The sequence below is a fragment of the Micromonospora sp. DT229 genome (assembly GCF_049844505.1).
Classification (GTDB): Bacteria; Actinomycetota; Actinomycetes; order Mycobacteriales; family Micromonosporaceae; genus Micromonospora.
On sequence record NZ_JBNCLD010000004.1, the window covers coordinates 318,253 to 330,265 of the forward strand.

Genomic DNA, 12,013 nt, shown 5'->3' on the forward strand with positions numbered 1-12,013 from the left:
CTGAAAGACTGAGGACCTCCCGTCCAACAAGGAGCCAGGCAATGGGCCGCATGGCCGACGGAACGCAGATCCCGGTGCGGTGCGAGGGAACGGTGCTGCTGCACGAGGACGACATCGGCACCTGCGGTGAACCGGATTGCCCCGGGCCAGGGGAGCGTCATCGTGGTCTGATCGATGCCTGCCGTCTCGATGACTGCGTGCACTGCCCCTCCGGGCCGACCTGGAGCGACAACCTTTAGTGCTCTCCGTGAGAGGGCCCCGGTTGACCTAGCTGCCACTCCTGCGCAGGCAGGTGGGGATTCTCGTCCGGAACAGTTGTGAACGGGTCGACACCTGTCGGGGTGTAGGCAGGCGGGATGTCGGGTACCTCGCGCCCTACCCCTTACCCCTGCCCAGGAGGACCCCATGACCGTCGTACTCGCCGTTGTCTGTAGCGACGGGGTGGTGATCGGCGCGGACTCCCAGATCACCGAGAGCGACCGCGGTCTGAGCTTCCCCGCCCAGAAGCTGCACCCCCTGGGCGCCTGCGCCGCCTGGGGCGGCAGCGGCGCGCGGGGAGTGCTCAACGACCTGCGCCCCCTTCTCGAGGAATCGGCCACCGCCATCCTCGAAGCACCCGACATCGGTGACGAGTTGCAGGAGCGCGTCCTGCCCGTCTTCAAGAAGCACTACAAGAACTACATCCCGGACGTGCCCGGCGAGGGCAGCGGCGGCGGGGTGTCGGCGTACCTGCTCGTGGCCGGCTACAGCCAGGGCGGGCCGTGGATCGTGGAGATCAACCCCAACGGGCTCATCGGCCGCTACGAGGACGTGGGCTTCCACGCCATCGGCTCCGGCGCCGCCATGGCCCAGCAGGCCGGCGCGCTGCTGTCCCACTTCCGGATGACCACGCGCGCCGTCGAGTACGGCGTGGTGGGCGTGGTGCGGGTTCTGGAGGCGCTGGAGCGGACCTCACCATCGGTCGGCCGGCCGTTCAGTGTCGCGTGCATCCGCGAGGAGGGTGCCCACCACCTCGACGAGAAGGAGATCGCCAAGGCGCTGAAGGACGCTGAGCGATGGCGCGACCTCGAACAGGAAGCCCTAGACCGACTGTTCGACTGACACAGCGTCGAGCCCTACGAATTGGGCTGCGCGGTTCACGGGAACAGGGGCCGATCTACATCGCGATGCTGCCGGATCAGCTAGCGGCCGGCCCATCGCCCTGCTGCACAAGATCGGAAAAGGCCGTCTCCGACTGACGGAAACGGCCTTCAAACTGGGTGGATCTGAGAGGATCTGAACCCTTTACACTAACGGCGCCCGTAGAGCTACACCGATCGGAGAGGTCCAAGTTCTACGCTGCGGCGGGCCGCTCGTCGCCTCTCGACTTTTGCAGTCATCGCCGCCCTCGGTTGTGCCGAATCCGTGCCCGTTGATCTTGACGAGCGCCGCTCGGCCTTGAGTGCTACCAACACGCCCACCCCCGCCTGCAAGATCAAGACTACTGCCGGCCAGCGTCGATTCATGTCGCTGACCTGCTCGCTGTGTCGCCCCCTTCAGCCCCGGACGGGGCCCGTCGACGGTCTTGGCTGTACGGATGGCTGCACAAGAGCCTGCCCCCTACCACCTCCCGTAATCCCTGCCCCCTACCACCTCCCGTAATCCCTGCCGCTCACCGCCGCTCGGTCGACCAACCAGCAGCCACGCCAACAAGGCAGCAGGCGCGGTGCTTCCATGTTAATTTTCTGGCTGATAATATATCGCTCATGCTTAACGAAGACGTCGAGCGCATCCGTGAAGCCCTTGTCCCGCTCTGCGAGCCCCTGCACGACGTCTTCACTTGGGCTGATCAGCAACACAAGGAGGCGCTGCCGGAGTTCGACGGCCTGCCGGAGTACAGGTGGCACGCGACCCACACCATCCGCGCGTTCGCTCATCTCCGACTTCGGCAGGTCAAGATCGATTCCTGGAGCGTCGCCGGCAACCACTCACGCAACGGTGAACTCTGGCTCACTGACGGCGATTATCGAGCACGGCTTCTACACACGGTCCGTGACGCAGATGTCCCAGCAGCGGGAAGCAACGCTGCGAGGCAGGCCTACTACCGAAACGTGCCGCTCTTCACTCTGGCTCAGCAGCGACTCACGGGGCCGCCGGACGATCGTCTGCTCTTCGTCTGGCGGATCGATCTGAAAACCGGCGTCCCGGCCTTCCGGGTGGTAAGGCCCATCGGGAACTGGAAGTGGGGCGACCACGCCCAGACTGACATTGACTTCATCTTGCCCGAGACGGCAGAGGATCTTGCTGCACTAGAGTTTGAACCCTCGGATGAGGGCATGGAGTTGGACATCCCGAACGAGGACCAACTGGAAGGCGGGATCGAAGATGCTGGCGGCAGCGCCGGGTGAACGACTTAAGACCCTGCGTGACATCCTGGGGTTGACGCAGAGTCAGCTGGCCAAGGTGTCTGGCGTCAGTCAACCCTGGATATCAGATGTCGAGACGTCGAACAAAGAGGCAACGCAGGACAAGTTGCAAAAAATCGCGGACGCAACCGGTACGCCGGTGAGTTTCTTTGCAGCCCGTCCTACATCACTCCCTCTTGATACCCTTCGTTTCCGAAAGACATCTGCTGCCAGGAAGACCACCACACGTCGAGTGCACGCTGTCTACAGTGAGAGTTACCGCGTAACCGAGGATTTGGTTGAAGCCGAGGGCTATCCGACGCCTTCTCTACCCTTCGCTTCTGGCGATTCGGATCTGGCCAACACTGAGATCGAGCAACTCGCAAACGAGACACGGGAAGCACTTCAACTAGCCCCCGGTAAGCCCATCCCGCACCTTACGCGGGCTCTTGAGCGAGCCGGCATCGCAGTAGCCCCTATGGTTCTTCCCGACCATGACGGAGAAGAACAAGTTGCGGTTGGTCACTTTGGCGTCTCCTACTGGGGCGGCCTCGGCGCTACTGCGTTGATTGGATATTTTCCAGGACGACAAGGGGATAGAGACCGCTTTACCCTGGCTCACGAACTCGGGCATCTGGTCCTGCATACATTTCGGCCGAGAACCGCTCACAATCAAGCCGAACAGGAAGCGAACTTTTTCGCGACTGCTCTGCTGATGCCACTTGAGCGTGCTCAGGAAAGCATCTCAGACAGACTCTCACTGACCGACTATGCCCGACTCAAAGCAACCTGGGGTGTTTCCATCCAAGCTTTGATTATGCGCGGGCATACAGTTGGCGCAGTAGGAGACACTCGGAAGAATTCCTTGTTCGTCCAGTTGTCAGCGAAGGGGTGGCGCAAGCGCGAACCCGTCTCGGTGGGACACGAATCACCGAAGCTACTTTGGACACTGCTGTCCCGTCGTTATGGACCTCGTCCTTACCTACAGGGTGCAGACAAGCTTGCGATTCATCCAACCCTTTTGCGTTCGATCGCGCCGACTCCACAATTGACTCTTGCTGCCCATAGTCAAGTCGACTCGACTCAGACCGACGGGGTGAAGGTAGTCGATTTTGGTACGGGGCGTAGGACGGTACGGCGGAGAGCCTAACGGTCCGCCGATCAACACCCTTGCCATCCGCAAGTACCCGCCGATGGCGGTCGAGCTGCTGTTTACCGACACCCAGGGTCGACCGATCCACGATCAGCGGTGGTCGGACATGTGGCAGGGATGGAGGAAGGCCGCCGGCTGGCCCGAGGAAGGCACGTTTCACTCCCTGCGGCATTACTTCGCCACGGCGCTGATCTCCGCTGGCGCTGATCCCACCGACGTTCAGCGGGCACTGCGTCACGCAAACCTGCGGATCACCTTGGAGGCGTACGTGCACTGGTGGCCGACGAAACAGCGCCGTCGAAGCGTTGTGGGCACTGCTCTCCGAGAGGCTGCCAGCAGGCGACAGAGTGACGCCTTGGGCGTACAAGATCAGAGCTGAGTTGTGCCGGATCTGTGCCAAACGATCAATGGCCAGCGTTTCCGCTGGCCATTGGTGTTACTGGTGGAGCTGAGGGGATTTGAACCCCTGACCCCCTCGATGCGAACGAGGTGCGCTACCGGTCTGCGCCACAGCCCCTCCGCCGGCTAACCGGCATCGGTCCCACCCGGCTGTCACCGGGCGGGCCGGCGCCAAGGCTAACAGGTCGACCACCTCCACGGCGAACCGGCCCGCCATCGCGGGAGGCCGTGCACGGTTTCGGCGATGTGGCGGTGTCCGGGTCGGTCGGATACCGCCACATCGGCGAAACGGAGTCGATCATGCGCGACCAGCACCCCGGGCCGGGGCGGGTCGAGTCGGTCAGGCGGAGTGGGAGCCTCGGCCGGCTTCGTAGGGGCGTCCGCGTAGGCCGCCTACGCGGCGGTAGGAGACCGAACCGCCGCTGGCGGCGGGGGGCAGGTCGGCGGGGCGGTCCAGGCCCATGGCAGCGCGCCGGACGGCTTCCCGCTGGGCGGCCAGGCGACGTTGGGCCTCGCGCCGGGCGGCGGCGCGGCGGGCCTGCTCGCGGCGGACCTCGGCCTGGCGGGCGGCGAGCCAGGCGGCCTCGCGGGCGCGGGCCCGGCGGCGGCGCTGGTCGGCCAGGGCCCGGGCGCGCAGGTGTACGACGTACACCAGGAGCAGGGTGGCGGTGACCGCGAAGCTGATCCAGAAACCGGGGCCGACCACCACGACCCCGACCAGTTCGACGGCGTTGAGCAGGAGCAGTGCGGCGAGTACCCGGCGGCGGCGGTAGACGGCCGGGGTGTGCGGGCGGCGCCGGTCCCCACGGCGGCGGGGCCGCCCCCCGCCGGACGGGACGGACCGCAGCCGACTCGGCCGCCCGGAGCGGCGCGGCTGCGATCCGGGATCGCCGGCACGGCGGGACAGCGACCCCTCGGGCTCGGCGGAGCGGCGCCGAGTCGCAGGAGGGCCGGAGACCGGGGCGGCGAGTTCCCCCGAGGCGGAATTCTCACTTAGAGTGACAACTAGAGCGCGGGGGGCATTGACCGGGCGGCGACCCGGGACAGTACGGCGTCGTCGGCGGCGCTGAAGCACCCGCGCCGTCGACTGCGCCCGCTCCGCCACCAGCCGCTCGGCGGCGTCGTACCGGCGAACCAGCGCCGGAGCGAGGGCGAGCAGCCCGGCGGCGGCGAGGACGGCGAGGAGCACCGAGGTCGGCACCCTCACCCCTCCCGTCACCAGATTCGAAGCAGCCGCCCACCGGCCGCAGAATCTTCCACCGAACGGCGTCGGCGACGTGAGACATGCGGAGCCGGCAGCGCATGCCGCAGCTTGCAGTTACTTGAGGTTACGGGTCAGCGTCGCTGGAACCACCGCGCCGCGCCGAAACTGCACGTGGGACGCCTCACGGCGCGATCATGGAGTACGGGCGCGTATCCGGTGCCAACGGGCCAGCAGCCCGCCCTCGGCGGCCACTTCCTCACTGGTCATCGCGTATCCGATGTGGTCACGCCAGGCGCCGTCGATGTGCATGTAGCGCGGGTGGTACGCCTCCTCGCGGAAGCCCAGCTTCTCCACCACCCGACGGGACGGGCCGTTCTCCGGCCGGATGTTGACCTCCACCCGGTGCAGCTCACCTGAGCCGAAGGCGTGGTCGACGACCAGGGCCAGGGCGGTGGGGATCACCCCTCGGCCGGCCGCCCGACGATCCACCCAGTATCCGATGTAGCCGGAGCAGAAGGCCCGGCGCACGATGTTGCCCACGTTGATGTGCCCGACCAGACGCTCCTGGCCCTCGGCGTAGAGGCAGACCGCGAAGGGCATGCTCTCGCCGGCCCGGGCGGATCGCCGCTGGTCCCGGTAGACCCAACGGAAGGTGGCCGGGGAGTTGAGCTGGTCCCAGTCGCCGCCCAGGGAGGACTCCCAGGGGGCCAGCCAATGCCGGTTGGCGCAGCGCACCTCCGACCAGGCCATCGCGTCGGAGCGTCGGTACGGTCGCAGGGTCACCGGGCCGTCGGTGAGCACCGCCGGCCAGCCGGGTGCCTGTCGCAACCGCACCAGTCCTCCCACTTCCCAGCGTCAGCGTCGGCGGTCGAGCAGCAGTACGTCCACCGTGGAGCCGGCGGCGGCGGCGGTCACCCGCTCGCCGAGTACGAGAAGTCCATTCGCCTCCGCCAGGCCGGAGAGGGTGAACGGGCCGCCGTTGAGCGGTTGGACAGTGTATCCCCCGCCACGCCGCTCGGCGACGTGCGCGGGTCGGAACTCGCGCAGCCCGGCCGGTGAGGAGACGGTCTCCAACAGGTGCGCCCGTACGCTGGGTCGGAACACCGGTTCGGAGCCGGCCAGCAGGTTGATCGCCGGGCGGGCCAGCACCTCGAAGCCGATCATCGCCGCCCCCGGGTCGCCGGGCAGGCAGACCACCGGCACCTCCTCGGCGCCGACCGTGCCGAACCCGAGCGCGGTGCCGGGGTAGAGCGCCACATCGGTGAAGGTGACCGGCCCGGCCCGGTTGCCCTCCCGACGGGAGAGGATCCGGCGGACCATGTCCCCCGGCCCGGTGCCGGTGCCGCCGGTGGTGATGATCAGATCGGCGCGCAGGGTCTGATCCTCCAGCAGGCCGCGTAGTCCTTCCGGGTCGTCGTCGCAGATCCCCACCCGGTACGCCAAGGCCCCCGCTTCCGCTGCGGCGGCGGTCAGCGCGTGCGAGTTGGCGTCCACCACCTGGCCGGGCTGACTGCCCCGGCCCACGTCGACGAGTTCGTCCCCGGTGGCCACGATCACCACCCGGGGACTGGGGCGGACCACGACATGCCCGATGCCGGTGGCGGCGAGCACCGCCACCAGGGCCGGTGAGACGTAGGTGCCGGAGCGGGCGAGGACGGCACCGGCGGCCACCTCCTCGCCGGTACGGCGTAGCCCGTACCCCCGTTTGGGGACACGGAAGATCTCCACCGCGGCCATGCCCTGGTCGGTCCATTCCACCGGCACCACCACGTCGGCGGCGATCGGCAGGGGCGCACCGGCGGCTACCGAGAAGCACGCGCCCGGGGTCAGTCGCACCGGACGCCAGCTGGCCGCACCGAGGTCACCGACCACATTGAGTCGTACGGTGCGGCCGGCTGCACCGCCGGACTGGGCCGGGACGTAACCCACGCCCCGAGCCCCGCCGGCGATGTCCTCCCAGCGCGCGGCGTACCCGTCGACGGCCGCCTGATCGAAGGCCGGGAACGAGTGCGGTGCGATGACGTCCTCGGCGAGGACGTTGCCGTGCGCCTGGGTGAGGTCGAGGTCGAGTGGAGGCAGCGCGCGTAACCTGCGCAGCACGCTGCCCAGGTAGTCGGCGAGCGGCGTCAACCCGTTTTCGGCCGCCTCGGCGTCGGCCGTCGCGGTCATGTATCCCGACCGCCCGACGCGTCGGAGTTGACGAACTCGGTCAGCCACTTGCGGAACTCGCTGCCCAGATCCTCGCGCTCGGCGGCGATCTGCACCACGGTCTGGAGGTAACCCAGCGGCATACCGGTGTCGTAGCGGGTGCCCCGGTAGACGATCGCGTGCACCGGGGTGCCCTCGGCCCGCAGCAGTTCCATCGCGTCGGTCAGTTGGATCTCGCCACCGCTGCCCGGCTGGGTACGACGGATGGCATCGAAGATCTTGCCGGGCAGGACGTAGCGGCCCAGCACGGCCAGGTTGCTCGGGGCCTCCTCCGGGCTGGGCTTCTCGACCATTCCGGTGACCTTGACGACCTCGCCGATGTCGGTCAGTTCGGCCTCCGCAGGCTCGACCGAGGCGATGCCGTACCGCTTGGTCTCGGAGGGGTCGATCTCGAAGAAGGCCAGCACCACCCCGCCGGTACGGGCCTGAAGTTCCAGCATGGCCGGCAGCAGGGGTTCGGAGAGGTTGACGAACTCGTCACCGAGCATCACCGCGAAGGGTTCGTCGCCGACATGCGACTCGGCGTACCCGACGGCGTGGCCCAGCCCCAACTGCTCGGGCTGGCGGCAGGTGTAGATGGCGGCCAGTTCCTCGGTGCGTTTGACGGCGGCCAGCAGGTCAGGTTTCTCCGCGAGCCGTTCCTCCAGATCGGGTCGACGGTCGAAGTGGTCGACCATGGATGTCTTGCCCCGGCCGGTGATCAGCAGAATGTCGCCGATTCCGGCGTGTGCGGCCTCCTCGACGATGTACTGCAACACCGGGCGGTCGACGACCGGCAACAGTTCCTTGGGCACCGCCTTGGTGGCCGGCAGGAACCGGGTCGCCAGGCCCGCGGCCGGGATCACGGCCTTGACGGCACGGGAGCGGCCGGTGGCGGCGGCCGCTGAGGGGTTCGCTGAGTGCTCCGACATGTCGCGAGACTATCGGCCACAGCCGCAACTCGGCGGGTGAGGACCACAAAGACGCGCCGCCCACCCGACCGGTTCTGCCGGTGTCGGGTCCCGAGGGCTCAGCCGGGCTCAGCCGGGCTCGCCGGGTTCGGCCGAGGTGCCGGTGGCGTCGCCGGGACCAGCCCGGGGCAGCCCGTCGGCCGGGCTGCAGGCGGCGGCGGTCACCGGCATCTCCCGGGTGGGGGGCGCCGCCGGGGTGCGGCGGACCCCGGCTTCCCCGTCGCCCGGGTCGGTGATCCGACTCGTGTGCCGCGCCACCCGCCAGGTGTCCCGACCGGCCGCCTTGGCGGCGTACAGCGCCTCGTCTGCGGCCTCCAGCACCCGCAGGCCGCTCTCGGCGTGATCGGGGTAGACCGCGATGCCGATGGAGACGGTGAATCGGATGGAGTGCCCGACCCCCGCGCGCCCCGGCACGGTGACCGGGGTGTTGCGGATGGCCGCGCCGAGTCGGTCGGCGACGATGGCGGCCCCCCGGGCGTCGGTCTCCGGCAGCAGCACCACGAACTCCTCCCCACCTTGGCGGAAGGCCAGGTCCACCTCGCGGATCTCGCCGCGTACCCGGCGGGCGAATTCGGCCAGTACGGTGTCACCGGCCGCATGACCGTAGCTGTCATTGATCTTCTTGAACCGGTCCAGGTCGAGTACGAGGACACTGACCATCCGGCCGAACCGGCTGGCCCGCTCCACCTCCCGACGCAGCGACTCGCGCAGGTAGCGGTAGTTCCACAGGCCGGTCAGCGGGTCGGTGAGCGACAGCCGCTGTGCCTCCTCGTGGACCCGTACGTTGTCCAGGGCCACCGCCACATGCCCGGCGAAGGTACGCAGGGTGGCCAGATCGTCGTCGTCGAACTCCTCCCCGCCCAGCCGGTCGTAGAGGGCCAGCACCCCCAGCGGCCGGGCGAGGGCGGCCGACGGGGTGTCCTCCCCGGGTCGACCGCTGCCCGGCTCTCCGGCTCTGCCGGCCTCCACGGCGAAGGGCACGGCGATGTAGGTGTGGCAGGGCGGCTCCTCGGCAGAGGTGGTCTCCGCCCGTCCCCGGCAGGGCTGGCCGGTGGCTGCGACCGTCCGGACCACGCTGTCGGCCAGCGGCACCCGGGGCGCCGTGGGGCCGCTCCGGCGCCCGTCGAGACCCTCGGTGCACTGGGCCACGAGCCCACCCCCCGGCTCGGTGAGCAGGACCGCCCCGGCCCGGGCCCCGGTCGCCGCCAGTGCACTGTGCAGGATCACCCGCAGGATCCGTTGCAGGTCGTGGGTGCTGGCCAGGGTGTCGCCGAGCACGGCGAGGTGACCGCGCAACTGATCCCGACTGCTGGCCAGCGCCGCCAGGTAGCCGCCGGTCTCCCGGGTCATCCGGTTAAACGCCTCGGCCAGCCGGCCGATCTCGTCGCCGCTGCGCACCGGCACCCGGGCGGTGAGATCACCGGCGGTGACCCGGTCCACCGCCCCGGCCAGTTCCACCAGCGGCCGGGTGGTGACCCGGGCCAACCGCCACGCCACCGCCACCCCGAGCAGAGCCGCCAGCAGTACGACGGCGACCAGCACCGGGTACAGCCCGGCGGGTTGATCACTGGGCACGGACAGCACCAGGGGCAGGGGTTGCCCCCGGGTAGGGCCGGCCCGGCGCAGGTACCGCCCGTCCGGGGTGCTGGTGACCCGCTCCTCGTGCAGGGAGGAGGCGGCGGCCAGGACGGCCTCCCGGCCGCCCTCGGACTCGGTGGAGTGGGCCACCGTGACCCTGGGGGCGGCCTCGTCGAGCAGGGTCACCGCGACACCGGTCACCGCCGCCAACCGGGCGACGAGCATGGGGTCGACCGGGTGCGCGGCGGTCACCATACCCAGTGGGTTGCCGCCACCGTCGCGCAACTCGACCCGGACCGCCAGGGCGGCGAACGTCCCGTCGGGCCGGTCGGGGGCGGCGCAGTCCCGCCAGGGGGTCGGCGGAGCATTCGGGGTGGCGACGACGATCTGGCCGGTGACGTCCGTCACCTGGACTGCTGCGGCGATTCCCCGACCGACCACCTGGGTGGCCGCGCCCGGTCTGTCGACGGCCAGGGCGACCGCGTCCGCGGCGGCACGCAACTGCTGGCAGAGGGCGTCGATCGAGGTGCGTACGGCGGTGGCGGCCACCGCCAGCCGTTCGGTGGCGCGGCTACGGTCGACCGCGGTGACGGTCGAGGCGACGAAGACGGCACCGAACAGGACCGGGCCGAACGCCACGGCCAGGAAGGCTGCTGTCAACCGCCCGCGTAGCGTCAATACTTCCCCCGGAAGTTGCGCGACCGTCGCCTGCGATGCTGACACAGAGCGACCACCGGAAGTGCTTTGCGTGAGGAGTGTTGCGTGCCGGAATTTGCGGAAGACGCGGAAGTGACGCATGACGCAAAGCGAACGGTGCGCAGGGAGTTGCTGGCCCGCCGCCGGGCCCTCACCGAGACCGAGCGCCACTCGGCTGCGGCCGGCATCCAAGGCGAACTGGCGGCCCTGGTACGCCGACTCAGGCCGGACCGGGTCGCGGCGTACGTGCCGGTCGGCAGCGAACCCGGCGGGGCGCAACTGCCGGAGGTACTGGCTGCCGCGCTGCCGGCCGGGGCGCAGTTGCTGCTGCCGGTCCTGCGCGACGATCTGGACCTGGACTGGGCCACCTGGGCCGGGCCGCAGGCGCTCGTCGCCCCCGGCCGGGGCATCCGGGAACCGAACACCCCACGGCTGGGGCTGACCGCGATCGCCACCGCCGACCTGGTCGTCGTGCCCGCGCTGGCGGTGGACCGTCGGGGTGTACGCCTGGGCCGGGGCGGCGGTTCGTACGATCGTGCCCTGGCCCGGGTGCCGGCGACCGCGCTGACGGTGGCCCCGCTGCACGACGGGGAACTGCTCGACGCCCTCCCGGCCGAAGGCCACGACCGGCCGGTACGCGCGGTCGTCACACCCAGCGGGGGTCTGCTCCGGCTCGACACCCCCTCAGGTGTCGTGCCCCACACTTGCGCTGGACGAACCGGGGGCCGATGACGCACCATTGGCACTCGAATGCTTCGAGTGCCAACCGGCCGCGTCAGATCCGGAGGAGAACGTGCCCACCTACCAGTACGCCTGCACCGCGTGCGGTCACCAGCTCGAGGCGGTGCAGTCTTTCTCGGACGAGCCGTTGACCGAGTGCCCCGCGTGCGAGGGGCGGCTGCGGAAGATGTTCAACTCCGTCGGCATCGTCTTCAAGGGCTCCGGCTTCTACCGCACCGACTCCCGCTCCTCCGGCTCGGAGAGCACCTCCAGCAGCAGCACCAGCAAGTCCACCACCGGGGCCGACTCGTCCTCGTCCGGCACGAGCACCCCGGCGAGTTCCTCGTCGTCCGGTTCGACCAGCGGGTCGTCGAGCAGCTCCTCCGGTGGAGGTACGGGCAAGACCGCTGCCGCCAGCACCAGCTGAGCCGGTCCGGTCGGATCAGTCCCAGTGCGGTGGGCGTTCGGCCAGCAACCGATCGTCGTTGCCACCGGTCCGCTCGCCCCAACCCTGGTCCGTGTCGTCGAGGGTCTGCTCGGGCAGCACCGTGAAGTCGTCGCCCAGGTCGACCACCCGATCGTCGTCGCCCTGCCTGCGGGGTTCCAGCGTGCTCACGAGGCGCAAGGTTAGCCGCTCGACAGGTACCACCGGCAACCCGACGCTACCGGTGAGCCCGACCTCGTGACCGGGGACGGCGGATCGGCTCGGGGGCGGCGGGCG

13 protein-coding genes, 1 tRNA gene and 1 pseudogene are annotated in these 12,013 nt (G+C 69.4%); 7 read left to right on the top strand and 8 right to left on the bottom strand.

Going from position 1 to position 12,013, the window contains the following annotated elements; all coding sequences use genetic code 11:
• Positions 1 to 41 precede the first annotated feature (41 nt).
• The 5 genes from ACLQ2T_RS08885 to ACLQ2T_RS08905 all read left to right on the top strand — a co-directional run bounded on the left by ACLQ2T_RS08885 (position 42) and on the right by ACLQ2T_RS08905 (position 3,916).
• Positions 42 to 239 carry a hypothetical protein gene (locus tag ACLQ2T_RS08885; RefSeq protein WP_425765504.1) on the top strand — a complete coding sequence of 66 codons (198 nt, stop codon included), beginning with the start codon at positions 42 to 44 and terminating at the stop codon, positions 237 to 239.
• A gap of 166 nt (positions 240 to 405) precedes the next feature.
• Complete coding sequence (locus ACLQ2T_RS08890) at positions 406 to 1,101, top strand: proteasome protein (RefSeq protein WP_425765505.1); 696 nt, start codon at positions 406 to 408, stop codon at positions 1,099 to 1,101.
• 644 nt (positions 1,102 to 1,745) lie between these two features.
• The gene (locus ACLQ2T_RS08895; RefSeq protein ID WP_425765506.1) at positions 1,746 to 2,387 is read left to right on the top strand and encodes a hypothetical protein; all 642 of its coding nucleotides are present in this window, start codon (positions 1,746 to 1,748) and stop codon (positions 2,385 to 2,387) included.
• Positions 2,365 to 3,534: an XRE family transcriptional regulator gene (locus ACLQ2T_RS08900; protein ID WP_425765507.1), complete on the top strand. Its 1,170-nt coding sequence runs from the start codon at positions 2,365 to 2,367 to the stop codon at positions 3,532 to 3,534. Before ACLQ2T_RS08895 ends, ACLQ2T_RS08900 begins: the two co-directional genes overlap by 23 nt.
• Positions 3,535 to 3,577: 43 nt before the next feature.
• Positions 3,578 to 3,916, top strand: coding sequence for a tyrosine-type recombinase/integrase (locus ACLQ2T_RS08905; RefSeq protein WP_425765508.1), 339 nt, complete (start codon positions 3,578 to 3,580; stop codon positions 3,914 to 3,916).
• 61 nt (positions 3,917 to 3,977) lie between these two features.
• Here ACLQ2T_RS08905 and ACLQ2T_RS08910 read toward each other — a convergent pair.
• The 6 genes from ACLQ2T_RS08910 to ACLQ2T_RS08935 form a co-directional block, all read right to left on the bottom strand.
• Positions 3,978 to 4,054, bottom strand: a tRNA-Ala gene (locus ACLQ2T_RS08910).
• 222 nt (positions 4,055 to 4,276) lie between these two features.
• A complete protein-coding gene (locus tag ACLQ2T_RS08915) occupies positions 4,277 to 5,143 on the bottom strand; it encodes a hypothetical protein (RefSeq protein ID WP_425765509.1) in 867 nt (288 codons plus the stop codon).
• A 189-nt stretch (positions 5,144 to 5,332) separates the two neighbouring features.
• Positions 5,333 to 5,974 (bottom strand): GNAT family N-acetyltransferase, encoded by a 642-nt coding sequence (locus ACLQ2T_RS08920; RefSeq protein WP_425765510.1) that lies wholly within the window; start codon positions 5,972 to 5,974, stop codon positions 5,333 to 5,335.
• Positions 5,975 to 5,995: 21 nt separating this feature from the next.
• On the bottom strand, positions 5,996 to 7,309 hold the full coding sequence (gene glp / locus ACLQ2T_RS08925; RefSeq protein WP_425765511.1) for a gephyrin-like molybdotransferase Glp: 1,314 nt from the start codon (positions 7,307 to 7,309) through the stop codon (positions 5,996 to 5,998).
• Positions 7,306 to 8,259, bottom strand: coding sequence for a UTP--glucose-1-phosphate uridylyltransferase (locus ACLQ2T_RS08930; protein WP_425765512.1), 954 nt, complete (start codon positions 8,257 to 8,259; stop codon positions 7,306 to 7,308). The genes glp and ACLQ2T_RS08930 overlap by 4 nt, the downstream gene beginning before the upstream one ends.
• A 108-nt stretch (positions 8,260 to 8,367) precedes the next feature.
• Positions 8,368 to 10,554 (bottom strand): diguanylate cyclase, encoded by a 2,187-nt coding sequence (locus ACLQ2T_RS08935; protein WP_425765597.1) that lies wholly within the window; start codon positions 10,552 to 10,554, stop codon positions 8,368 to 8,370.
• Positions 10,555 to 10,638: 84 nt separating this feature from the next.
• Here ACLQ2T_RS08935 and ACLQ2T_RS08940 point away from each other — a divergent pair, with 84 nt between their 5' ends.
• The gene (locus tag ACLQ2T_RS08940; RefSeq protein ID WP_425765513.1) at positions 10,639 to 11,304 is read left to right on the top strand and encodes a 5-formyltetrahydrofolate cyclo-ligase; all 666 of its coding nucleotides are present in this window, start codon (positions 10,639 to 10,641) and stop codon (positions 11,302 to 11,304) included.
• A 61-nt stretch (positions 11,305 to 11,365) separates the two neighbouring features.
• Positions 11,366 to 11,506: pseudogene (locus ACLQ2T_RS08945) on the top strand (FmdB family zinc ribbon protein); the annotation flags it as partial.
• Between the two features lie 14 nt (positions 11,507 to 11,520).
• Here the strand turns inward: ACLQ2T_RS08945 and ACLQ2T_RS08950 are convergent.
• Both ACLQ2T_RS08950 and ACLQ2T_RS08955 read right to left on the bottom strand, forming a co-directional pair.
• Positions 11,521 to 11,694: a hypothetical protein gene (locus tag ACLQ2T_RS08950; RefSeq protein ID WP_425765604.1), complete on the bottom strand. Its 174-nt coding sequence runs from the start codon at positions 11,692 to 11,694 to the stop codon at positions 11,521 to 11,523.
• Positions 11,695 to 11,734: 40 nt separating this feature from the next.
• The gene (locus ACLQ2T_RS08955) at positions 11,735 to 11,908 is read right to left on the bottom strand and encodes a hypothetical protein (protein ID WP_425765514.1); all 174 of its coding nucleotides are present in this window, start codon (positions 11,906 to 11,908) and stop codon (positions 11,735 to 11,737) included.
• Between the last annotated feature and the right edge of the window lie 105 nt (positions 11,909 to 12,013).